The sequence below is a fragment of the Pseudomonas sp. E102 genome (assembly GCF_052660185.1).
In genome coordinates this window covers 2,833,925-2,856,777 of sequence record NZ_CP084025.1, presented here as the reverse complement: position 1 = coordinate 2,856,777, position 22,853 = coordinate 2,833,925, and the positions used below count along the sequence as shown (strand labels likewise).

Annotated in this window: 25 protein-coding genes; 17 read left to right on the top strand and 8 right to left on the bottom strand. The window is 60.5% G+C overall.

The window, feature by feature from the left end:
• Window positions 1-11 precede the first annotated feature (11 nt).
• From DOCECA_RS12925 to DOCECA_RS12910, 4 genes are all read left to right on the top strand, one after another.
• Complete coding sequence (locus DOCECA_RS12925) at window positions 12-485, top strand: MarR family winged helix-turn-helix transcriptional regulator (RefSeq protein WP_434648223.1); 474 nt, start codon at window positions 12-14, stop codon at window positions 483-485.
• Complete coding sequence (locus DOCECA_RS12920) at window positions 482-1,951, top strand: efflux transporter outer membrane subunit (RefSeq protein WP_445572137.1); 1,470 nt, start codon at window positions 482-484, stop codon at window positions 1,949-1,951. The genes DOCECA_RS12925 and DOCECA_RS12920 overlap by 4 nt, the downstream gene beginning before the upstream one ends.
• Before the next feature lie 15 nt (window positions 1,952-1,966).
• The gene (locus DOCECA_RS12915) at window positions 1,967-3,163 is read left to right on the top strand and encodes an efflux RND transporter periplasmic adaptor subunit (RefSeq protein ID WP_445572136.1); all 1,197 of its coding nucleotides are present in this window, start codon (window positions 1,967-1,969) and stop codon (window positions 3,161-3,163) included.
• Between the two features lie 210 nt (window positions 3,164-3,373).
• Complete coding sequence (locus DOCECA_RS12910) at window positions 3,374-4,903, top strand: DHA2 family efflux MFS transporter permease subunit (protein ID WP_420765817.1); 1,530 nt, start codon at window positions 3,374-3,376, stop codon at window positions 4,901-4,903.
• Between the two features lie 115 nt (window positions 4,904-5,018).
• On the opposite strand, the gene DOCECA_RS12905 is transcribed toward DOCECA_RS12910, so the two are convergent.
• Both DOCECA_RS12905 and DOCECA_RS12900 read right to left on the bottom strand, forming a co-directional pair.
• Window positions 5,019-5,786, bottom strand: a complete 768-nt coding sequence (locus DOCECA_RS12905) for a UDP-2,3-diacylglucosamine diphosphatase (protein WP_434648220.1) — start codon at window positions 5,784-5,786, stop codon at window positions 5,019-5,021.
• Window positions 5,783-6,286 carry a peptidylprolyl isomerase gene (locus tag DOCECA_RS12900; protein WP_420765819.1) on the bottom strand — a complete coding sequence of 168 codons (504 nt, stop codon included), beginning with the start codon at window positions 6,284-6,286 and terminating at the stop codon, window positions 5,783-5,785. Before DOCECA_RS12900 ends, DOCECA_RS12905 begins: the two co-directional genes overlap by 4 nt.
• A 247-nt stretch (window positions 6,287-6,533) precedes the next feature.
• Between DOCECA_RS12900 and DOCECA_RS12895 the strand changes: the two genes are divergently transcribed.
• Window positions 6,534-8,231 carry a glutamine--tRNA ligase/YqeY domain fusion protein gene (locus tag DOCECA_RS12895; RefSeq protein ID WP_434648217.1) on the top strand — a complete coding sequence of 566 codons (1,698 nt, stop codon included), beginning with the start codon at window positions 6,534-6,536 and terminating at the stop codon, window positions 8,229-8,231.
• 21 nt (window positions 8,232-8,252) lie between these two features.
• Window positions 8,253-9,635, top strand: a complete 1,383-nt coding sequence (gene cysS, locus DOCECA_RS12890) for a cysteine--tRNA ligase (protein WP_434701773.1) — start codon at window positions 8,253-8,255, stop codon at window positions 9,633-9,635.
• A gap of 473 nt (window positions 9,636-10,108) precedes the next feature.
• Here the strand turns inward: cysS and csrA are convergent, their stop codons facing one another.
• Window positions 10,109-10,303: a carbon storage regulator CsrA gene (csrA, locus tag DOCECA_RS12885; protein ID WP_003179932.1), complete on the bottom strand. Its 195-nt coding sequence runs from the start codon at window positions 10,301-10,303 to the stop codon at window positions 10,109-10,111.
• 247 nt (window positions 10,304-10,550) lie between these two features.
• Here csrA and DOCECA_RS12880 point away from each other — a divergent pair, with 247 nt between their 5' ends.
• A complete protein-coding gene (locus DOCECA_RS12880; protein ID WP_420765822.1) occupies window positions 10,551-10,913 on the top strand; it encodes an SPOR domain-containing protein in 363 nt (120 codons plus the stop codon).
• Window positions 10,914-11,045: 132 nt separating this feature from the next.
• Here the strand turns inward: DOCECA_RS12880 and DOCECA_RS12875 are convergent, their stop codons facing one another.
• The 3 genes from DOCECA_RS12875 to DOCECA_RS12865 form a co-directional block, all read right to left on the bottom strand.
• A complete protein-coding gene (locus tag DOCECA_RS12875) occupies window positions 11,046-11,735 on the bottom strand; it encodes an endonuclease (protein WP_434606640.1) in 690 nt (229 codons plus the stop codon).
• 5 nt (window positions 11,736-11,740) lie between these two features.
• Window positions 11,741-12,040 (bottom strand): DUF1654 domain-containing protein, encoded by a 300-nt coding sequence (locus tag DOCECA_RS12870; RefSeq protein WP_434606637.1) that lies wholly within the window; start codon window positions 12,038-12,040, stop codon window positions 11,741-11,743.
• A 155-nt stretch (window positions 12,041-12,195) separates the two neighbouring features.
• Window positions 12,196-13,284, bottom strand: coding sequence for an asparaginase (locus DOCECA_RS12865; RefSeq protein ID WP_420765825.1), 1,089 nt, complete (start codon window positions 13,282-13,284; stop codon window positions 12,196-12,198).
• A gap of 314 nt (window positions 13,285-13,598) precedes the next feature.
• On the opposite strand from DOCECA_RS12865, the gene DOCECA_RS12860 reads away from it, so the two are divergent.
• The 8 genes from DOCECA_RS12860 to DOCECA_RS12825 all read left to right on the top strand — a co-directional run bounded on the left by DOCECA_RS12860 (window position 13,599) and on the right by DOCECA_RS12825 (window position 21,142).
• Window positions 13,599-14,045, top strand: a complete 447-nt coding sequence (locus DOCECA_RS12860; protein ID WP_420765826.1) for a hypothetical protein — start codon at window positions 13,599-13,601, stop codon at window positions 14,043-14,045.
• Between the two features lie 134 nt (window positions 14,046-14,179).
• The gene (locus DOCECA_RS12855) at window positions 14,180-15,139 is read left to right on the top strand and encodes a sugar ABC transporter substrate-binding protein (protein ID WP_420765827.1); all 960 of its coding nucleotides are present in this window, start codon (window positions 14,180-14,182) and stop codon (window positions 15,137-15,139) included.
• Between the two features lie 55 nt (window positions 15,140-15,194).
• Window positions 15,195-16,748: a sugar ABC transporter ATP-binding protein gene (locus tag DOCECA_RS12850; RefSeq protein WP_445572135.1), complete on the top strand. Its 1,554-nt coding sequence runs from the start codon at window positions 15,195-15,197 to the stop codon at window positions 16,746-16,748.
• Window positions 16,745-17,722, top strand: a complete 978-nt coding sequence (locus DOCECA_RS12845) for an ABC transporter permease (protein ID WP_039592822.1) — start codon at window positions 16,745-16,747, stop codon at window positions 17,720-17,722. Before DOCECA_RS12850 ends, DOCECA_RS12845 begins: the two co-directional genes overlap by 4 nt.
• A 3-nt stretch (window positions 17,723-17,725) precedes the next feature.
• Complete coding sequence (locus tag DOCECA_RS12840) at window positions 17,726-18,745, top strand: LacI family DNA-binding transcriptional regulator (protein ID WP_420765829.1); 1,020 nt, start codon at window positions 17,726-17,728, stop codon at window positions 18,743-18,745.
• Window positions 18,746-18,768: 23 nt separating this feature from the next.
• Window positions 18,769-19,683 (top strand): ribokinase, encoded by a 915-nt coding sequence (gene rbsK, locus DOCECA_RS12835; RefSeq protein ID WP_434559671.1) that lies wholly within the window; start codon window positions 18,769-18,771, stop codon window positions 19,681-19,683.
• Window positions 19,680-20,084, top strand: coding sequence for a D-ribose pyranase (gene rbsD / locus DOCECA_RS12830; RefSeq protein WP_434559669.1), 405 nt, complete (start codon window positions 19,680-19,682; stop codon window positions 20,082-20,084). The genes rbsK and rbsD overlap by 4 nt, the downstream gene beginning before the upstream one ends.
• 29 nt (window positions 20,085-20,113) lie before the next feature.
• Window positions 20,114-21,142, top strand: coding sequence for a nucleoside hydrolase (locus DOCECA_RS12825; RefSeq protein WP_445572134.1), 1,029 nt, complete (start codon window positions 20,114-20,116; stop codon window positions 21,140-21,142).
• A gap of 42 nt (window positions 21,143-21,184) precedes the next feature.
• Here the strand turns inward: DOCECA_RS12825 and DOCECA_RS12820 are convergent, their stop codons facing one another.
• Complete coding sequence (locus DOCECA_RS12820) at window positions 21,185-21,382, bottom strand: hypothetical protein (RefSeq protein WP_434648199.1); 198 nt, start codon at window positions 21,380-21,382, stop codon at window positions 21,185-21,187.
• Window positions 21,383-21,512: 130 nt separating this feature from the next.
• Here DOCECA_RS12820 and DOCECA_RS12815 point away from each other — a divergent pair, with 130 nt between their 5' ends.
• Window positions 21,513-21,818, top strand: coding sequence for a hypothetical protein (locus tag DOCECA_RS12815; RefSeq protein ID WP_420765834.1), 306 nt, complete (start codon window positions 21,513-21,515; stop codon window positions 21,816-21,818).
• Window positions 21,819-21,981: 163 nt separating this feature from the next.
• Complete coding sequence (locus DOCECA_RS12810; RefSeq protein WP_420765835.1) at window positions 21,982-22,296, top strand: I78 family peptidase inhibitor; 315 nt, start codon at window positions 21,982-21,984, stop codon at window positions 22,294-22,296.
• Window positions 22,297-22,361: 65 nt separating this feature from the next.
• Here DOCECA_RS12810 and DOCECA_RS12805 read toward each other — a convergent pair whose 3' ends face one another.
• Window positions 22,362-22,574 (bottom strand): cold-shock protein, encoded by a 213-nt coding sequence (locus tag DOCECA_RS12805; protein ID WP_003179963.1) that lies wholly within the window; start codon window positions 22,572-22,574, stop codon window positions 22,362-22,364.
• Between the last annotated feature and the right edge of the window lie 279 nt (window positions 22,575-22,853).

Sequence of the window (22,853 nt, the reverse complement as noted above, 5' to 3'; positions counted from 1 at the left end):
AAGGTGGTCAGATGAAGCATTTCACCCCAGACGAATTCCACAATTGCCATCTCGGCATGCTGCTCGGCCGTGCCGCGATGCTCAAGGATCGGATCATCGACACGCACATGGAGCCCGTCGGCATCACTGCCGCGCAGTTCAAGGTGCTGATCATCATGGCCCAGCACGGCATCGACACGCCGGTGGAGCTGTGTCGTTACCTGTCGCTGGACAGCGGCTCGATGACACGAATGCTCGACCGCCTGGAGCAGAAGGGCTTTCTGGTTCGCCAACGCTCGGCCCAGGACCGACGGCAGGTCCGCCTGGTGTTGACCGAGGCCGGCCAAGCGCTGGCTGACCGCCTGCCATTCATCGGGGCCGACGCCATGAATCAACTGGCCGGTGCCATCAGCCGCGAGGAGCTGCAAACCCTCGAGAACATCCTCAAGAAAATACTGCTCGCCGCCGGTGATCCCTTCACCGTCCTGCGATTGGGGGAAAAATGAAGCGTCAAACCTTGCGTACCGGCCTGAGCCTGGTGCTATTGGCCATGAGCCTGGCCGGTTGTGCCAGCTACAGTGGCCTGAATACCGAAGGTGTCAGCCTCGAGGCCAAAAGCCTCCAGGCAGGACAATCGCTGACTGGCGTCACGTTGTCGCCGGCCTCGTGGCCCAAAAGCGATTGGTGGAAGAGCCTCGGCGATCCGCAACTCGATAGCCTGATCCGCGAAGCGCTGCGTGACAGCCCTGACATGCAGATCGCCAGCGCCCGTGTTCACCAGGCCAGCGCCGCTGCCTACGCCGCCAATGCCGCGCGTCTGCCGTCCCTGGACGCCAGCGGCAGCGTGAGCCGTTCGCGCCTGGCTCGCGACCAGGACCCGCAAGGGCAGGGCGGCGCCTACAGCACCTTGCGTTCGCTGAGCGTGGATTTCAACTACGACTTCGATTTGTGGGATGGCCAGCGCGCTGCCTGGGAAGCTGCCCTCGGCCAGGCCCGCGCCGCCGAGATTGACCGCCAGGCCGCACAGCTGACCCTGGCCGCTGACGTGGCCCGGGCCTACAGCGACTTGGGCCAGGCCCATATCATTTATGACCTGGCCAACGAAGACCTCAAGCGCACGCGGCAAATGCTCGACCTGGGCAAGCGCCGACTCAGCGCCGGGATCGACAGCGAATATCAGTTCCAGCAGACCGAAAGCCTGGAGGCCAGCGCCGATGCGACATTGATCGACGCGGAGAAGCGTTTGCAAAGCGCCAAGATCGCCTTGGCGGTGCTGCTGGGCAAAGGGCCGGATCGTGGCAACGAAATCGCCCGGCCCCACGTGTTGCAGGCCAGCGCGGTCGCCTTGCCGTCGAACCTGCCGGCCGAGTTGCTGGGGCGTCGTCCGGACCTGGTCGCCGCGCGGTGGCGGGTGGAGGCGGCTAGCAAGAACATTGAGGCCGGCAAGACGAACTTCTACCCCAACCTCAACCTGAGCGCGGCGGCCGGGGTGCAATCGTTGCTGGGTGACGCGATGTTTGGTTCAGCGAGTCGCTTCTTCAACGTGGCGCCGACGGTGTCGCTGCCGATTTTCGACGGTGGACGTTTGCGGGCGGACCTGGACGCCCGGGACGCCGACTACGACCTGGCGGTGGCGCAATACAACAAGAGCCTGGTCGCGGCACTTGGCGATGTCAGCGACACCATCAATCAGTTGCGTGACATCGGCCGGCAGATCGGCGCCCAGCAGCACGCCGTGGATATCGCACAGAACTCCTATGACACCGTGGTCCAGCGCTACGGCTCCGGCATCGGCAATTACCTGGACGTGTTGAGCATCGAGCAGCAGTTGCTCCAGGCCCAGCGCCAACTGGCAACGCTCAATGCCGAGCAGATTGATTTGTCGATCCAGCTGATGCAGGCCCTGGGCGGCGGCTTCGACACCCAAACCGTGGCTTCGGCCGCACCGGCCGCCACCGCGCCGGCTCACTGATTCGAGGTATTTGTCATGGCAACTGCCGAAACAACGCAACAAACGCCACAGGACAGCGGCAACCCACGCAAACGCAAGGTCATGCTGCTCGCCCTGGCCGTGATCGTCATTCTCGGTGGCCTGGGCGTCTGGGCCTGGCACGAACTGTATGGGCGCTGGAGCGAAAGCACCGACGATGCCTACGTCAACGGCAACGTCGTGGAAATCACCCCGCAGGTCACCGGGACCGTGATAAGCATCGGCGCCGATGACGGCGACCTGGTGCGCGAAGGCCAGGTGCTGGTGCAGTTCGACCCGAACGATGCCGAAGTTGCGCTGCAAAGTGCCCAGGCCAACCTGGCCCGCACCGTGCGCCAGGTGCGTGGCTTGTACAGCAATGTCGATGGCATGAAGGCGCAAGTCCATGCGCAAGAAGCCGAAGTGCAGAAGGCCCAGGAGAACTACAACCGACGCAAAAACCTGGCGGCGGGCGGGGCGATTTCCCAGGAAGAGCTGTCCCATGCCCGGGATGACCTGACCTCGGCGCAGAACGCCCTGGCCAATGCCCGGCAGCGGCTCAAGACCACCAGCGCCTTGGTGGATGACACCGTGGTGTCGTCCCATCCCGACGTGCAAGCGGCCGCCGCGCAACTGCGCCAGGCGTACTTGACCAATGCTCGCAGCACCTTGATCGCGCCAGTGACCGGTTACGTCGCCAAACGCACCGTTCAGCTCGGCCAACGGGTGCAACCGGGCACCGCGTTGATGGCCGTGATCCCGCTGGACCAGTTGTGGATCGACGCCAACTTCAAGGAAACCCAACTGCGCGACATGCGCATCGGCCAACCGGTGGACATCGAGACCGATCTGTATGGCAGCGATGTGAAGTACAGCGGCACGGTCGACAGCCTGGGCGCCGGGACCGGCAGCGCATTCGCCTTGCTGCCGGCACAGAACGCCACCGGCAACTGGATCAAGATCGTCCAGCGGGTGCCGGTGCGCATTCATATCAATGCCCAAGAGTTGGCCAAGCATCCGCTGCGGGTGGGGCTGTCGACCCAGGTCGACGTCAACCTGCATGACCAGAGCGGGCCGGTTCTGGCCCAGCAGCCACCGCAAAAAGCCACGTTCAGCACCCAGGTCTACGACCGCCAGCTGGCCGACGCCGACGCGATGATCACGCGCCTGATTCATGAAAACAGCGCGGCGGCGGGCAAGACCGCGCAGCGCTGAAGCAGCGCTATCGGCCTCTGTGGCGAGGGGATTTATCCCCGCTGGGCTGCGCAGCGGCCCTAGAACTGCGACCCGGTACAGCGGCTAATTCATCTAATCATACAGGGCTGCTACGCAGCCCAGCGGGGATAAATCCCCTCGCCACAGGGCGTAATTCCATTCCATCGGTGCGCCAGTGATTCACCACCACCGCTTCATAGGATTCTCGCAATGAGCAATAACGCGTCCTTCACGCCGCCCAGCCTGTTGCTCAGCACCATCGGGTTGTCGCTGGCGACGTTCATGCAGGTGCTCGACACCACCATCGCCAACGTCGCCTTGCCGACCATTTCCGGCAACCTGGGCGTGAGCTCGGAGCAGGGCACTTGGGTGATCACTTCGTTCGCGGTGAGCAACGCCATCGCGCTGCCATTGACCGGCTGGTTGAGCCGGCGGTTTGGCGAGGTGAAGCTGTTTCTGTGGGCAACGATGTTGTTCGTCCTGGCCTCGTTCCTGTGCGGAATCTCGACATCGATGCCCGAGCTGATCGGCTTTCGTGTGCTTCAAGGGCTGGTGGCCGGGCCGTTGTATCCGATGACCCAGACCTTGCTGATCGCCGTGTACCCACCGGCCAGGCGTGGCATGGCCCTGGCGTTGCTGGCGATGGTCACGGTGGTGGCGCCGATCGCCGGGCCGATCCTCGGCGGCTGGATCACCGACAGCTATAGCTGGCCTTGGATTTTCTTCATCAACGTGCCCATCGGCATCTTCGCGGTGATGGTCGTGCGCCAGCAGCTCAAGGCGCGGCCGGTGGTCACCAGCCGCCAGCCGATGGACTATGTCGGCTTGATCACGTTGATCATTGGTGTCGGCGCGTTGCAGGTGATTCTCGACAAGGGCAATGACCTGGATTGGTTCGAGTCGAACTTCATCATCATTGGCGCACTGATTTCGGTGATCGCCCTCGCGGTGTTCGTGATCTGGGAAATGACTGACGGCCACCCGGTGGTCAACCTGCGGCTGTTCGCCTATCGCAACTTTCGCATCGGCACCATTGTGCTGGTGGGCGGTTACGCCGGTTTCTTCGGCATCAACCTGATCCTGCCGCAATGGCTGCAGACCCAGATGGGCTATACGGCCACATGGGCCGGCCTGGCTGTAGCGCCGATCGGTATCCTGCCGGTGTTGATGTCGCCCTTCGTCGGCAAATACGCCCACAAGTTCGACCTGCGCCTGTTGGCCGGGCTGGCCTTCCTGGCGATTGGCCTGAGTTGCTTCATGCGCGCCGGGTTCACCAACGAAGTGGATTTCCAGCACATCGCCCTGGTGCAGTTGTTCATGGGCATCGGCGTTGCGCTGTTTTTCATGCCGACCTTGAGCATCCTCATGTCCGACCTGCCGCCTCATCAGATCGCCGATGGCGCGGGGCTGGCGACGTTCCTGCGGACCCTGGGCGGCAGCTTCGCCGCATCCTTGACCACATGGATCTGGATCCGTCGGGCCGACCAGCACCACGCGTACCTGAGCGAAAGCATCAGCACCTTCGAGCCGGCCACGCGCGAGACAATCAACCAGCTCGGCGGGGCGAGCACGCCGGTCTATGCCCAGCTCGACCAGATCCTCACCAGCCAGGCGTACATGCTCTCCACCGTGGATTACTTCACGTTGCTGGGCTGGGCATTCATGGGGTTGATCCTGCTGGTGTGGCTGGCGAAACCGCCGTTCACGGCGAAGGCGGGGCCTGCTTCGGCAGGGCATTGACTGGGTAATGCAGTTTCAATGTGGGAGCGAGCTTGCTCGCGATTGCGGACTCATACCCAACATTTTCGTTGGCTGATACACCGCTATCGCGAGCAAGCTCGCTCCCACAGGGAATTTATATTGGATCGGGGATTGCGTCGGGTGCCGGCAGTTGTGGCGGCGGGGCAAACCCGAACGGCGCCAACGCAAACCCTTGTTCATCTACCTGCAACGCCCACCCTTGCTTGTCCCAATCCCCCAGCACGATGCGTCGCGCTGCGTGTTCGCCCAGTTGCAGCTTATGGATGGCGGGGCGGTGGGTGTGGCCGTGGACCAGGGTCTTCACGCCGTACTGCTGCATGATCAGCGGGATCTCTTCGGGCGTGACGTCGACGATGTCGTTGGCTTTCATCCGCGTCTGCGTGCGGCTTTCGCTGCGTAGTTTGCGCGCCAGTTTCTGGCGGCTGCCCAGTGGCAGGTGGCGCAGGATGAACAGCGTGACCGGGTTGCGCAGCCAACGGCGCAGCTTCATGTAGCCGATATCCCGCGTGCAGAGGCTGTCGCCGTGCATCAGCAATACAGGTTCACCGTTGAACTGCACGACGCTCGGATCCTTGAGCAAGGTGCAGCCAGCCGCTTTGCAGAACGCCTGCCCGAGCATGAAGTCGCGATTGCCGTGCATGAGGAAAATGGCCGTGCCGCTGTCGCTCAATTCGCGCAGGGCCTGGCAGATGGAACGCTGGAACGGCGTCATGGCATCGTCGCCGATCCAGGCTTCGAAAAAGTCGCCCAGGATGTACAACGCTTGCGCCGCACGGGCGCGTGTGGCGAGCAGATCCAGAAACGCCCGGGTGATGTCCGGGCGCTCCTCTTCCAGATGCAAGTCTGAAATCAGCAATATCACTCAATGATCTCGGCTTTCTCGATGATCACGTCTTCTGCCGGGACGTCCTGATGACCCGCCTTGGAGGTGGTGGACACGCCTTTGATCTTGTCGACCACATCGGTGCCGGCGGTGACTTTACCGAATACCGCATAGCCCCAGCCCTGGACGTTCTTGCCGCTGTGGTTCAGGAAGCTGTTGTCGGCCACGTTGATGAAGAACTGCGCGGAGGCCGAATGCGGCTCCATGGTGCGGGCCATGGCGACGGTGTATTTGTCGTTGGAAAGACCGTTGTCGGCTTCGTTCTGGATGCTTGGGCGCTTGTCTTTCTTTTCCTTCATGCCCGGTTCGAAACCACCGCCCTGGATCATGAAGTTGCCGATGACACGGTGGAAAACGGTGTTTTCGTAGTGGCCGGCCTTGACGTATTCAACGAAGTTGGCAACGGTGATCGGTGCCTTTTCGGCGTTCAGTTCCAGGACGATGTCGCCATGGTTGGTGGTCAGTTTGACTTGGGTCATGATTACTACTCTTCAAGGAATTCGTGGGTTTGGGGGGCGCGGGCGCCCGCAACCGGTCTGGCCGCAATCGCCAGGTGGGCAGTTTAGCGTGCCATGCACGAATTTCGAGGCTGTTTTTCATCGGGTCATCGATTAAATTCAATCGTTTGCCGGCTCGGCCTGTCAGGTGCTTGACAGCATCGGCTATGATACGGGCTTTGATTTATCAGGCCGCACCCGGCCGCGCACTTGTATGTTCAAGGATCCTATGAGCAAGCCCACTGTCGACCCTACCTCGAATTCCAAGACCGGCCCGGCCGTGCCGGTCAACTTCCTGCGCCCGATCATCCAGGCGGACCTGGATTCGGGTAAGCATACGCAGATCGTCACCCGCTTCCCGCCGGAGCCCAACGGCTACCTGCACATCGGTCACGCCAAATCCATCTGCGTGAACTTCGGCCTCGCCGAGGAGTTCGGTGGCGTCACGCACTTGCGTTTCGATGACACCAACCCGGCCAAGGAAGACCAGGAATACATCGACGCGATCAAGAGCGACGTCAAGTGGCTGGGTTTCGAATGGGCGGGCGAAGTGCGCTATGCCTCGCAATATTTCGACCAGTTGCATGACTGGGCGGTCGAGCTGATCAAGTCCGGCAACGCCTACGTGTGCGACCTGACCCCGGAGCAGGCCAAGGAATACCGTGGCAGCCTGACCGAACCGGGTAAGAACAGCCCGTTCCGCGACCGCAGAGTGGAAGAGAACCTGGACTTGTTCGCCCGCATGCGCGCCGGTGAGTTCCCGGACGGCGCCCGCGTGCTGCGCGCCAAGATCGACATGGCCTCGCCGAACATGAACCTGCGCGACCCGATCATGTACCGCATCCGTCATGCCCATCACCACCAGACGGGCGACAAATGGTGCATCTATCCGAACTATGACTTCACCCACGGCCAGTCGGACGCCATCGAAGGCATCACGCACTCGATCTGCACGCTGGAATTCGAAAGCCACCGTCCGCTGTACGAATGGTTCCTGGAGCACCTGCCGGTGCCGGCCAACCCGCGCCAGTACGAATTCAGCCGCCTGAACCTGAACTACACCATCACCAGCAAGCGCAAGCTCAAGCAACTGGTGGACGAAAAGCACGTCAACGGTTGGGATGACCCACGCATGTCGACGTTGTCGGGCTTCCGCCGTCGTGGCTACACGCCGAAGTCGATCCGCAATTTCTGCGAGATGATCGGCACCAACCGTTCCGACGGCGTGGTGGACTTCGGCATGCTGGAATTCAGCATCCGTGACGACCTCGACCACAGCGCGCCGCGCGCCATGTGCGTGTTGCGTCCGCTGAAAGTCGTCATCACCAATTACCCGGAAGGCCAGGTCGAGAACCTCGAACTGCCGTGCCACCCGAAGGAAGACATGGGCGTACGCGTCTTGCCGTTCGGCCGGGAAATCTACATCGACCGTGAAGACTTCATGGAAGAGCCGCCCAAAGGCTACAAGCGCCTGGAGCCTGCCGGCGAAGTGCGCCTGCGTGGCAGCTACGTGATCCGCGCCGACGAGGCCATCAAGGACGCCGACGGCAATATCGTCGAGCTGCGTTGCTCCTATGATCCCGACACCCTGGGCAAGAACCCGGAAGGTCGCAAGGTCAAGGGCGTGATCCACTGGGTGCCGGCCGCCGCGAGCGTCGAGTGCGAAGTGCGCCTGTACGATCGCCTGTTCCGTTCGCCGAACCCGGAGAAGGCCGAAGACAGCGCCAGCTTCCTGGACAACATCAACCCTGGCTCCTTGCAAGTACTCACTGGTTGTCGTGCCGAGCCTTCGCTGGGCAACGCACAGCCGGAAGACCGTTTCCAGTTCGAGCGCGAAGGTTACTTCTGCGCGGATATCAAGGACTCGAAACCCGGTGCTCCGGTGTTCAACCGTACCGTGACCTTGCGCGACTCCTGGGGTCAGTGATCAAGTCTTAAGGGAAACCCTGTGCTTACGATCTACAACACGCTCACCAAGAGCAAAGAAGTCTTCAAGCCGCTGGATGGCAACAAGGTGCGCATGTACGTCTGCGGCATGACCGTGTACGACTATTGCCACCTGGGTCATGGCCGCAGCATGGTCGCCTTTGACCTGGTGACCCGCTGGTTGCGTTTCAGCGGCTACGACCTGACCTACGTGCGCAACATCACCGACATCGACGACAAGATCATCAATCGCGCCAACGAAAATGGTGAAGCGTTCGATGCGCTGACTGAGCGCATGATCAAGGCCATGCACGAGGACGAGGCGCGCCTCAATATCCAGAAGCCGGACCTGGAGCCCCGTGCCACCGATCACATCCCGGGCATGCTGGCGATGATCCAGACCTTGATCGACAAGGGCTATGCCTACGCACCGGGAAATGGCGACGTGTACTACCGCGTCGCCAAGTTCATGGGCTACGGCAAACTGTCGCGCAAGAAGATCGAAGATTTGCGCATCGGCGCACGCATCGAAGTCGACGAGTCGAAGGAAGACCCGCTGGACTTCGTGCTGTGGAAAGGCGCCAAGCCGGGCGAGCCGAGCTGGGAGTCGCCATGGGGCGCCGGGCGTCCGGGCTGGCACATCGAATGCTCGGTGATGTCCACCTGCTGCCTGGGCGAGACTTTCGACATTCATGGCGGCGGCAGCGACCTGGAATTTCCGCACCACGAAAACGAAATCGCCCAGAGTGAAGCGGCCACCGGCAAGACCTACGCCAATGCCTGGATGCATTGCGGCATGATTCGCATCAATGGCGAGAAGATGTCCAAATCCTTGAACAACTTCTTCACCATCCGCGACGTGCTCGATAAGTACCATCCGGAAGTCGTGCGTTACCTGCTGGTGTCGAGCCACTACCGCAGCGCCATCAACTATTCGGAAGATAACCTCAAGGATGCCAAGGGTGCCCTGGAGCGTTTCTACCATGCGTTGAAAGGCCTGCCGAGCGTGCCACCTGCCGGTGGTGAAGCGTTCGTGGCCCGGTTTACCGAAGTAATGAACGATGACTTCGGCACGCCGGAAGCGTGCGCGGTGCTGTTCGAGATGGTGCGTGAGATCAACCGCCTGCGCGAGAGCGATCTCGATGCGGCGGCCGGCTTGGCGGCGCGCTTGAAGGAACTGGCCAGCGTTCTGGGTGTGTTGCAGCTCGAAGCCGATGACTTCCTGCAGGCCGGAGCCGAAGGCCGCGTCGACGCTGCCGAGGTCGACGCGCTGATTCAAGCACGGCTCGCGGCGCGGGCCAACAAGGACTGGGCCGAATCCGACCGCATCCGCGACCAGCTCACTGCCATGGGCGTGGTGCTGGAAGACGGGAAGGGCGGGACGACCTGGCGTTTGGCGGACTAACATCTCTTAGAACGCGCAATACCCACTGTGGGAGCGAGCAAGCTCGCGATGGCGAAGTGTCAGACGAAAATTTTGTCGACTGATACATCCCATCGCGAGCAAGCTCGCTCCCACAGTTTTTTGCATCTCAATTGATTCTGACCGATCGCTCGACATCCCTGACGGGAGCCTTCCCATGCTTTCCGTTGATCTGTCGCGGCCACCCATCTGGTGGCGTTTGCCTTCGAGTTCTGGGCGGTGCTGACCTTCGGCATGACCCGTGGCGTGCGCTTGGGCTGACCGGCGCTAGCGCCTGCTTCATCGCCATTAAAACGAAACGTCTGACAGCCATGGTGTGGGGCATGCCAGTAGTATCGGTTCCGGGTTGATTGGATTTACAAGGCGGGATTGGACAGGGTGCGGCTCGGTCGGCATGCATCTTTAGCCAGCCATTGCGGCGATGCAAACGGGCTGGCTGCGGACTGCGGCAGGGCTCAGGGCGTTTGCGGTTTGTCAGGGGCAGTGAGGCCGGCCTGGATGCGCTGATAAATTTCTTCGCGATGCACCGCAACGTTTTTCGGGGCGTTGATGCCGATCCGGACCTGTTGGCCGCTAACGCCCAGAATGGTGATCGTGATGTCGTCACCAATGTTTATGCTTTCACCGACTTTGCGGGTGAGTATCAGCATGGTGTTCTCCTTGATTGCTTTATAGGGCACCTGATTCAGACAGTGCAGATGTCGGTACTGCTTATAGATTAGTGCTAAGTGTCACAATGTGGGTGCCTCTTTCTGACGTGCAGATGCTGCATTAATTCCCAGGGTGCGACTATACAGAGACGTTGGAGAGGATTCTCGTGTTTTGCGCACTGTTTAGGGCGTTTCCGGCGAAACTGGATGCTAAAATCCTCGCTTCATGTCTTGCGGGGGAATCGTTGTGCGTAAATTGGCTTGGGTAATTGCGGTACTGGCGCTGGCGGGATGTGGGGAAGGGCGCGACGTCGAAGCACCCAAGCCGAAGCCGGCGGCGACCTCCACGCCGGCAGTCGCGGCGCCGCAGTGGGCTGTCGAGGTGCGAGGCCAGACGCCCCAGGCGGTCAGCGACCTGACGGGCTGGCTGATCGAGCACAGCTTCATGTCCAGTGTCGTCAGGGAAAATGGCAAGGATCGGGTCCTGGTCGGGCCGTTGGGTTCCGAGGCTGAAGCTCAGGCGAAACAGGAGCAGATCAATGCTGCGCTGGTACGAGCCAAGAAGCGCAACATCGAGACCTTGGTCGTGGACTTTCCGCCAGCACGATAATCAGACAAAACCAAACCTGTGGGAGCGAGCTTGCTCGCGATAGAGCCATTGCCAGTCAGCGTCAATGTTGCGGGTCCACCGCTGTCGCGAGCTCGCTCCCACAGTTGAGCTGTGCCGTTCGTATAGGCCAGGTCAGCCGCAGGCCTTCAGGTCCACCGGTCCGACGAATTCGTTTCCACGCCCCATCACGCATGCCACGCTCTGGTTGCGCTGGCGCTCCCACGCTTGCACCGGGTAGGTCTTGTCCCAGGCTTCGTACAGGCGCCGGTCCTGTTTGGAGAGCCGCAGGCCATATTGTTTGCTCATGTAGAAATAGGTCCTGGCGATCATCCCGCGGATGGAAGGGCGGGGCATGACTTTTTTGGCCTTGAAGTCCACCTGGGTCAGGCACGAGCCGTATTGGCCCTTCTGCACCGGCAACCAGCCGAAGCTGAAGTTGCTGCGATCGCCATTGACCTCGCCAATGCTGGGCACCAGGTTGTGAAGGTCGGCCTCGGCCCGTTGGTAGACCGGGTCGTAGCGAGTGCAGTTCTTGCGCCCACCTTGTTGCCAGCATTGACGCTGATGGCCGATATGCCAGGCCGGAACGATATGTTCCCACTCGATGCGGGCGGCGCGACTGGCATTTTTGCGGGGTACATAACCGCAGGCGGCGAGGTTCACGCGGTTGCCGGTGTATTTGCAGCCGCAGTAGAACTCGGTGGATTGGGGGGCATAGAGCTTCCAGGCGACTTTCTTGGCTTCGTTGAAGGTACGGGGCGCTCCAGCCTGTGCGCCCATGGCAACGAAGACGAGCAATAAAACCAGACAGCGGAAATTCATCAAGCTCAATCTTCCTTCGGCACAACCCAGAAAACCTGCACGCCGCCATCGTCGCGATAGGCGAGGGTGACGTTGTCGTTCTCGTCGATTTCTGCCAGCAGGCGTTCCCATTCCTCCACCGGCTCATCGGGCAGGCGAAAGATCAGAGCGGCCTTGGCATTTTGTGCGGTGGGCGCGTTGATGATCTTCGAGACCCGTAGACCGAGTCGTGCATAGGAGTCTAAGGGGGTAGTTGCAGCGGAGGGCATGGCCACAGGATTATCCTTATTAAGCTGTACGTGCATACAGTATTTAACCGTAGGCATTTACGCAACTGCTTAAATTTCAAGAAAATCGTCTGACAGCGCTTTTTTCATTTTGATGTAGGACGAAGGTGATTTTTTACCGGACCTGGTAATGGGCCCGTGGGGCGGACGATGAAAAAAGCGGTGCCCGACCGGGCTCGGTCGGGCGGGGGAAATCAATATTCCCAGAAAATTCGCTGCAACTCCTTGCTGTCTTGGGTCTTGGTCAGGGCAACCATTGCCAGGATACGGGCCTTTTGAGGATTCAAGTCGTGGGCTACGACCCAGTCGTATTTGTCGTCAGGCTGTTCGGCGTTTCGCAGTACGAAACCACCTGCGTTGGCGTGTGACGAACGAATGATCTGCACGCCTTCCTTGCGCAAGGCCTGCAACGACGGAACGACTCGCGAAGACACCGAACCGTTGCCGGTGCCGGCGTGGATGATCGCCTTGGCGCCGGATTGGGCCAGGGCCTTGTACGCGGTGTCGCTGACGTTGCCGTAGGAGTAGGCAATTTCCACGTCCGGCAGGCTCTTGATGGTCTTGATGTCGAACTCCGAACCGGAGGTGTGGCGCTTGGCCGGCAGGCGGAACCAGTAGGATTTGCCTTCCACTACCATGCCCAACGGGCCCCACGGGCTTTTGAATGCTTCGGTCTTGATGTTGATCATCTTGCTCACATCACGGCCCGACTGGATTTCATCGTTCATGGTCACCAGTACGCCCTTACCGCGCGCTTCCTTGCTGCTGGCGACCGCCACGGCGTTGTAGAGATTGAGCATGCCATCGGCAGACATTGCGGTGCCGGGCCGCATCGAGCCGACGACAATGATCGGTTTGTCGGTTTTCTCGACAAGATTCAGGAAATAAGCGGTCTCCTCCAGCGTGTCGGTGCCGTGGGTGATGACGATGCCGTCGACATCCTCGCTGTCGGCCAGCTCGGCGACACGGCGTCCCAGTTGCAAAAGGTTTTCGTTGGTGATGCTCTCCGATGCGATCTGCATCACCTGTTCGCCGCGCACGTTGGCCAACCGGCTGAGCTCCGGTACGCCGGCGATCAGTTGTTCGATACCAACCTTGGCTGCCTGGTAGGTGGCGCTGTTGGCGGAGCTCGCGCCGGCGCCGGCGATGGTGCCGCCCGTGGCGAGGATGACGACGTTGGAGAGCTTTTGCTCAACCGGGTTTTCTTTCGCCTGAAGGGCGCTGGGCAGGAGCAGCAAGAGGGCCAAAGCGCCCGGAACAAGAGTCTTTAAGGCAGATGTCATTATTTTTCTCTCTAGTCATGAGGATTCATCTAGATGCTCCGGCAGACCTGAATGCCGAGAGCACTCCTCTCAGAGCACGATCCGTACCACTGCTGCGCAAGCGTGGGTCTACCTTCTAACGCCTTGAAAATCAAAACGATGTGTATTTGAGAAGATGCCCCTTCGGTGGATGCATGGCCGGATTTCCGAACATCAAGCTGTTTGCTGTTCGGTTAACCGGAGCAGAACGGTCTGAAGGAAGGTTGGGTTGTGAGGCTAAAGAAAACGCGCCAATGGACGATCTACCTTGTAGGAATTCATTCATGGAGCGAGACATGAGCTTTTCAATCGGCTTTCCAAATGCCGCCGCCGTCACCATCGGCGGTAAATCCGCAGCGACGTTGAATGCCTTGAGCGAGGCAACCGCCGATGCTGCCGACCAAGCCCTTGGCGAAACGCAAGCGCCCGGTAAGGTGCGCGCGAACCTGCATACCGACGCCGAGAGCAAGACCGAAAAAAGCGACAGCACCCAAAGCATCGCCATGAAAGTCCTGCTCAAGCGCATGCAAGAGCTACAGCAGCAACTGCGTGAGCAACAGCAGCAGCTCGCCGCTGCGCAGGCGCGTCCTTATTCCACGCCTGAAGCCAAGACTGCCGCGGTCATGGCCATCCAGGGACAGATCGCCGATACCACCGGTGCGCTGCAGGAAGTCACGGGCAGCTTGATCAAGGAATTGGCGAAGGATTCCAGTTCTGGGACGTTGGTCAACACCACGGCTTGATCCACAATGTTCCGGATAAAACCGGAGCGTTGACAAAACGCCGATGCTTTACCATAGTTCATTCCACGCAAACGTTTGCGCAGTCGTCGTATGACGATTTTTGCTCACAATAATCATAAAATCGGAGTGAACCCATGAAGCTGCCATTCGCTGGTCGCCTGCTCGCCGTTGCCATGCTCGCGACCGCATCCGCTGCGCTGCCTTTCTCCTCGGCGCTCGCCCAGACTCCCGAAAAACCCAAGGTTGCCCTGGTCATGAAATCCCTGGCCAACGAATTCTTCCTGACGATGGAGGATGGCGCCAAGGCTTATCAGAAAGAACACTCCGCCGACTTCGACCTGATCTCCAACGGGATCAAGGATGAAACCGACACCGCCAACCAGATCCGCATCGTCGAGCAGATGATCGTGTCCAAGGTCGACGCGCTGATCATCGCGCCTGCCGATTCCAAGGCCATGGTTCCGGTGATCAAGAAAGCCGTCGATGCCGGCATCACTGTGATCAACATCGACAATCAACTCGATCCAGCGGTGGTCAAGAGCAAGAACATCACCGTGCCTTTCGTAGGCCCTGACAACCGCAAGGGCGCTCGCCTGGTGGGTGAATACCTGGCCAAGGAGCTCAAGGCTGGTGACGAGGTGGGTATCATCGAAGGCGTGTCGACCACCACCAACGCCCAGGCGCGCACCGCGGGCTTCAAGGATGCGATGGAGGCCGCGCAGATCAAGGTCGTTTCCCTGCAATCGGGCGATTGGGAGATCAACAAGGGCAACCAGGTTGCCTCGTCGATGCTCAGCGAATACCCGAACATCAAGGCGCTGCTGGCCGGCAACGACAGCATGGCGGTAGGTGCGGTCTCGGCCGTGCGCGCGGCTGGCAAGGCGGGCAAGGTGCAAGTGGTCGGCTACGACAATATCAACGCCATCAAGCCGATGCTCAAGGACGGCCGTGTCCTGGCCACAGCCGACCAGTTCGCTGCCAAGCAGGCTGTGTTCGGCATCGAGACCGCATTGAAAATGCTCAAGGGCGAAAAAGTCGACAGCGGCGCCAACGGCGTTATCGAAACTCCGGTCGAGCTGGTGACCAAGCAGTAATCCTGGCGACACAACGGCGCTCGCCCGTCCGGGCGGGCGCATTGGAGAGTTTGTTATGTCCGTTCGCGACCCGAACGCTGTCCTGTGCGTCAGCGGTATCGGCAAGACCTATGCCCAGCCGGTACTGAGCGATATCAACCTGACGTTGATGCGCGGTGAAGTGCTGGCGTTGACCGGTGAAAATGGCGCCGGCAAAAGTACCTTGTCCAAGATCATCGGTGGGCTGGTCACGCCGACGACGGGGCAGATGCAGTTCCACGGGCAGGATTACCGTCCCGGCAGCCGGACCCAGGCGGAAGAGCTGGGCGTGCGCATGGTGATGCAGGAACTCAACCTGCTGCCGACTCTTTCCGTGGCCGAGAACCTGTTCCTCGACAACCTGCCCAGCCACGGCGGCTGGATCAGTCGCAAGCAATTACGCAAAGCGGCGATCGACGCCATGGCCCAGGTGGGGCTCGATGCAATCGATCCCGACACGCTGGTCGGTGAACTGGGCATCGGTCATCAGCAGATGGTCGAGATCGCCCGCAACCTGATCGGCGATTGCCATGTGCTGATTCTCGATGAGCCGACCGCGATGCTAACGGCCCGCGAAGTCGAAATGCTCTTCGAGCAGATCACCCGCTTGCAGGCCCGCGGCGTCTCGATCATTTATATCTCCCATCGCCTTGAGGAACTGGCGCGGGTGGCCCAGCGCATTGCGGTGCTGCGCGACGGCAACCTGGTCTGCGTCGAGCCGATGGCCAACTACAACAGTGAGCAGTTGGTGACGCTGATGGTCGGTCGGGAGCTGGGCGAGCATATCGACCTGGGCCCGCGCCAGATCGGCGCCCCCGCGCTGACCGTGAAGGGCCTGACCCGTTCCGACAAGGTCCGCGATGTGTCGTTCGAAGTTCGCAGCGGTGAAATCTTCGGTATTTCCGGGCTGATCGGGGCAGGGCGCACAGAGCTGTTGCGGTTGATCTTCGGCGCGGATGTAGCCGACAGCGGTACGGTGGCACTGGGCTCGCCAGCCAATGTGGTCAGCATCCGTTCCCCGGCCGATGCGGTGGCCCACGGCATTGCCTTGATCACCGAGGATCGCAAGGGCGAGGGCTTGCTGTTGAGCCAATCCATCGCCGCCAACATCGCGCTGGGCAACATGCCGGAGATATCCAGTGCCGGCCTGGTCAAGGGCAGCGCGGAGCAGGCCTTGGCGCAGCGGCAGATCGACGCCATGCGCATCCGCAGTTCCAGCCCGACGCAGCTGGTGTCCGAATTGTCTGGCGGCAACCAACAGAAAGTGGTGATCGGCCGTTGGCTCGAACGCGATTGCTCAGTACTGCTGTTCGACGAGCCGACCCGTGGCATCGACGTCGGCGCCAAGTTCGATATTTATGCGTTGTTGGGTGAACTGACTCGCCAGGGCAAGGCGCTGGTCGTGGTCTCCAGTGACCTGCGGGAACTGATGTTGATTTGTGACCGGATCGGTGTGCTTTCCGCCGGGCGCCTGATCGACACATTCGAGCGCGACAGCTGGACCCAGGATGACTTGCTTGCCGCCGCGTTCGCCGGCTACCAGAAACGTGATGCGCTGCTCAACGAAGCGGCGCCTAGGGATCTCTCATGAAAACCGCACCTGCCGTCGGCAAATCCAATGGCAACTTTTATGGTCTGGGCACTTACCTGGGCCTGGCTGGCGCCTTGCTCGCCATGGTCGCGCTGTTCTCGGTCCTGAGCAGCCACTTTCTTTCCTACGACACCTTCAGCACCCTCGCCAATCAGATCCCCGATCTCATGGTGCTGGCGGTCGGCATGACCTTTATCCTGATCATCGGCGGCATCGATTTATCGGTGGGCTCGGTGCTGGCGTTGGCGGCTTCGACAGTCAGCGTGGCGGTGCTGGGCTGGGGCTGGAGCGTCTGGCCATCGGCCTTGCTTGGCATGGCCGTGGCGGCATTGGCGGGCACGGTCACCGGTTCGATTACCGTGGCATGGCGTATCCCGTCGTTTATCGTTTCGCTGGGTGTGCTGGAAATGGCCAGGGGCCTGGCGTACCAGATGACCGGCTCGCGGACCGCCTATATCGGCGACTCCTTCGCCTGGCTGTCCAATCCGATTGCCTTCGGTATTTCGCCTTCGTTCATCATCGCCTTACTGGTGATCTTTGTTGCCCAAGCGGTGTTGACCCGCACGGTGTTCGGGCGCTACCTGATTGGCATCGGCACCAATGAAGAAGCCGTGCGCTTGGCCGGCATCAACCCCAAGCCCTACAAGATCCTGGTGTTCAGCCTGATGGGCTTGTTGGCCGGTGTTGCGGCGCTGTTCCAGATTTCTCGCCTGGAAGCGGCGGACCCCAACGCAGGCTCGGGGCTCGAGCTGCAAGTCATCGCCGCCGTGGTCATCGGCGGCACCAGCCTGATGGGCGGGCGCGGCTCGGTCATCAGCACCTTTTTCGGCGTGCTGATCATTTCGGTGCTGGCGGCAGGCCTGGCCCAGATCGGCGCGACCGAGCCGACCAAACGCATCATCACCGGCGCGGTGATCGTGATTGCAGTGGTGCTCGATACGTACCGCAGCCAGCGCGCCAGTCGGCGGGCTTGAACCATGGCGACGATCAAGGATGTGGCGGCGCTTGCCGGGATTTCCTACACGACCGTGTCCCATGTGGTGAACAAGACGCGGCCGGTCAGTGACGAGGTGCGGCGCAAGGTCGAGGCCGCCATCGAACGGTTGGACTATGTGCCCAGCGCCGTGGCGCGCTCGCTCAAGGCCAAGACCACGGCCACCATTGGCCTGCTGGTGCCCAACAGCCTCAACCCGTACTTTGCCGAACTGGCTCGGGGGATCGAGGATTACTGCGAGCGCAATGGCTACTGCGTGATCCTATGCAATTCCGACGACAATCCGGACAAGCAGCGCAGTTATCTGCGGGTGCTGCTGGAAAAACGTATCGACGGATTGATCGTGGCGTCGGCCGGGGGCGATGTCGGCCTGGCCGAGGGCCTGACCAACGTGCGTACGCCCATGGTGATCGTTGACCGTGGCCTGGATGGCGTCGATGCGGACCTGGTCCGTATCGACCATGAATATGGCGCGTACCTGGCCACCCGGCATCTGCTGGACCTGGGCCATCGCGACATTGCCTTCATTGGCGGGCCGGCGGACACCAGCGTGGCACAGATGCGCCTGGCGGGTTATTGCCGTGCGCTGAAGGAGGCGGGGATCGAGCTGCCCGTCGAGCGCATGCTCGAGAGCGATTTCACCAGCATCGGCGGTTACCGTGCGGCGGCCCAATTGCTTGGGCAACGGCCGCCCAGCGCGATTTTCGCGGCCAACGACATGATCGGCATCGGTGCATTGCGCGCCGCCGCCGAACGCAATGTGCGCGTGCCCAGTGAGCTGTCGATCATCGGTTTCGACGATATTCAGATGAGCCGTTATGTCTACCCGGCGCTGACCACTGTGGGGCAGTCGATCCTGGACCTGGGCGAGATGGCGGCCGAGGTGTTGCTGCGGCGCATCGCAACGCCGGGGCTTGCCACTGACCAGCGGATCGTGACGCCCAGCATTGTCTTGCGAGAATCGACTGCACCGGTGCCCGGTACATTCGCCCAATACCGCTGAACCGAATTGATGAGTAATGATGTATGCCAGCAAAAGTAGTGGTGATAGGCAGCCTGAACATGGACCTGGTGACGCGTGCGCCGCGTCTGCCTCGTGGTGGGGAAACCCTGATTGGCGAGTCGTTTTCCACCATCCCGGGGGGCAAGGGCGCCAACCAGGCGGTGGCCGCCGCGCGCCTGGGTGCGCAAGTGTCCATGGTCGGTTGCGTCGGCAATGACGCCTATGGACAGCAGTTGCGTGGCGCGCTGCTCGCCGAGGGCATCGATTGCCAGGCGGTCAGCGTGGTGGAGGGCTCCAGTGGCGTGGCGCTGATCGTGGTCGATGACAACAGCCAGAACGCGATCGTCATCGTTGCCGGCGCCAATGGTGAGCTGACGCCCGGCGTCCTCGATAGTTTTGATGCGGTGCTGCAAGGCGCCGATGTCATTATCTGCCAACTGGAAGTGCCGGACGCCACCGTAGGGCATGCGCTCAAGCGCGGCCATGAGCTTGGCAAGATTGTCATTCTCAATCCGGCACCGGCCTCCCATGCCCTGCCGGGCGACTGGTACGCCTACGTCGACTACCTGATCCCCAACGAAAGCGAAGCGATGGTCCTCAGTGGCCTGGCCGTGGATTCCCTGGAGACCGCCGAAGCCGCCGCGACGCAGTTGCTCGCGGCGGGTGCCGGCAAGGTCATCGTAACGCTGGGTGCCCAAGGGTTGCTGTTCGCCAACGGAGCGAGCTTCGAACACTTCCCCGCGCCGCGGGTCAAGGCGGTTGACACCACCGCGGCAGGCGATACGTTCGTCGGCGGTTTCGCGGCGGCCCTGGCGAACGGTAAGGACGAAGTCGAGGCCATTCGTTTCGGGCAGGTCGCCGCTGCGCTGTCGGTCACTCGCGCGGGCGCCCAGCCCTCTATTCCTGCATTGTCGGAAGTTCAGGCGTTCGAATCATGAAAAAGACTCCTTTGTTGAACATCGCCCTGTCACGCCTGGTCGCTTCCCTTGGGCATGGCGACAAAGTGGTGATCGGTGATGCCGGGCTGCCGGTGCCGTCACACGTCGAACTGATCGACCTTGCGTTGACCCATGGCGTCCCCGATTTTGTCAGTACCTTGAACGTGCTGCTCAGCGAGATGCAGGTCGAAAGCCATGTATTGGCGCAGGAAATTATCGACAAGCAACCGTCAGCCCTGGCGACGTTGGAGGCGCTGCACGCCGAAGGCGTCTTAGGCGCGCGGGCGTTGGTCAGCCATGAGCAGTTCAAGGTGCTTACTCGCGAGGCGAGGGCGGTCATTCGCACCGGAGAATGCTCACCGTACTGCAACGTGGTGCTGATCGCGGGCGTCACGTTCTAGATATTCACAACCTGCACAAGGAGTGCGCCATGCACCGCTATGCTCAAAAAATGCATCAACTGTTGCGGAGTCTGCTGCTTTTGTCATTCATCACGGCTACAAGCGCCCAGGCGGCAGAGAAGATCGACTTGATCATCGACACCGATCCGGGCGCCGATGATGTGGTTGCGCTGTTGTTCGCGCTGGCATCCCCCGAGGAGTTGCACGTTCGCGCGTTGACCACCGTGGCGGGGAACGTGCGCCTGGACAAGACTTCCCGCAATGCGCGCCTGGCCCGTGAGTGGGCGGGTCGCGAAGAGGTGCCGGTCTATGCCGGCGCGCCGAAACCGTTGATGCGCACGCCCATCTACGCGGAAAACATCCACGGCAAGGAGGGTTTGTCGGGTGTCACGGTGCACGAGCCGAAGAAAGGCTTGGCTGAGGGCAATGCCGTCAATTACCTGATCGACACGCTTAAGGCGGCCAAGCCCCACAGCATCACCATTGCCATGCTCGGCCCGCAGACGAACCTGGCCTTGGCGCTGGTCCAGGAGCCCGGGATCGTCCAGGGGATCAAGGAGGTGGTGATCATGGGTGGCGCGCACTTCAACGGCGGCAATATCACGCCGGTGGCCGAATTCAATTTGTATGCCGATCCTCAGGCGGCGGAGATTGTCGCCAAAAGCGGTGTGAAGCTGACCTACCTGCCCTTGGACGTGACCCACAAAATCCTCACCAGCGATGCGCGCCTGAAGCAGATCGCTGCGCTGAACAACAACGCGAGCAAGTTGGTCGGCGGTATTCTCAACGAATACGTCAAGGGCGACATGGAGCACTACGGCATGACGGGCGGGCCGGTGCACGATGCAACCGTGGTCGCCTACCTTCTCAAGCCGCAGCTGTTTAGCGGGCGTGCGGTCAACCTTGTGGTGGACAGCCGTGAAGGCCCGACTTTCGGCCAGACCGTCGTCGATTGGTACGACGGCCTGAAAGCGCCAAAGAACGCTTTTTGGGTGAAGGATGGCGATGCCCAGGGGTTCTTCGATCTGCTGACCGAGCGATTGGCGCGGCTCAAGTAACGCATCTCAAGGCAACTCCGCAGGCGTTTGCCTGCGGGAACCTTATACAGTTGTCTCGATGATGCTCGGATAGCGCTCGAACGCTTGCTTGACGAAGTTCTGCGCGGCCTGCGTCCCGAGTTCTTTCACCAGCAACTCGATGCTGAGGATCGCCAGTTCTTCCGGGCTGCCTGGGCTGTATGAGCTGTGGCCCTGCGCCCATTTTGCATTGATGGTAGCTTCGATGCTGACGGTGCTCATGTCGGGGGCTCGCAGGTTGGGAAATCTGTAGGCTGAGTTAAGCATTTTTGGAGTGGGTTTGGCAGTGCGACTTAGGCATCAGGCGAGCACTGTGCGACACTCGGTTTTTTATTTTTCCCGGGGCTCCTACGTGCAGATCGATTTGAAGGATCCTGAGGCGTTCACCCTCGAGGCCGTGCGTGATTTGCTCGCGTCCGCCAGTGATGACGAACATACCCAGTTGCGTGTGACCAAGGCTGGCATTGCCTATCTTTCGTCGGGTGTCGTAGGCGGTGCCGACATCGCAGGTTTGTTGTTTCGGCTTGAAACCTGGGCGAAGGGTTCGGGGTATGTCGGAAACGTTGCGGCGAGCGATGAGGTCTGGGTGATGCAAATCTACAATGCATTGAAAGACAACTGGCCGAACCCGCCCTTCGATTACATCGACATCTACTGAGCGCCATTCATATTCAGTCACGATTGAGCGGTGAACAGCTGGGCAGGGCTCAGGCAAACTGCCGTTTTTCCAGTTGAGGGCACCATGATGGCCTTGGCGTTGAAACCAAGTTTCGTTTGGGTTGTCGCACGCTCTCTGCTATTTCACTGAAAAAGGAGGCTTCATGCCTTGGAAGCTCGCGTCACTGAGTACTTTGCTGGCCGCTGCGCTCTTGAGCGGTTGCAGCAGCACCTCTGAATCGACCCCTGATCCCGTGACGGCCGAAACCGGGCATAGTCGCTGCGAGGCGAAGGCTGCCGAGTTCGCGATTGGCAAGCAGGCCTCGCCCCAGTTGCTGGAGCAGGCGCGGAGCCGTTCCGGCGCGCAAAACGCCCGTATTCTCAAGCCCAACGACATGGTGACGCTTGAGTACCGCTCCGATCGCTTGAACCTCAATACCGATGCCAACCTGGTGGTCAACCGGGTCAATTGCGGCTGATTGGTTTTAAGCTGACCATAAAAAACCCCGTCACATGGACGGGGTTTTTTTAGCGCGCCGGGAAATTACTCTGGGCGAACTTGTGCAGCTTGCATACCCTTTTGGCCTTTCTCAGCCACGAAGGAAACAGTCTGGCCTTCTTTCAGGCTTTTGAAACCGTCGCTTTCGATAGCTTTGAAGTGTACGAACAGGTCGTCACCGCCACCTTGAGGAGTGATGAAGCCGAAGCCTTTTTCATCGTTGAACCATTTAACGGTGCCGGTTTGGCGATTAGACATGGTGTATCTCCAAGAAACATATATTTTCAGTGTACTGTGCTGCTCAGGCCAACTGGGCACACCCGGGTATCATAGTCGAAATGTTCGATTTGGGAGCCCCCCGGACGAGCTGTTTGCCAATCAGTCGTGTTTTCTTTACCGTCTGAACGGGCTGGAAGCCCCGGTTTCAAAGGCTTTCAGCCGAACGTAAAGACGATAAAAAAAGCTGAAAAACCTGCAAAAATCGTAGGAAAAAGCGCTTATTCAAGCCTTTTTACCCCTGTCGGGCGCCTTCCTGAC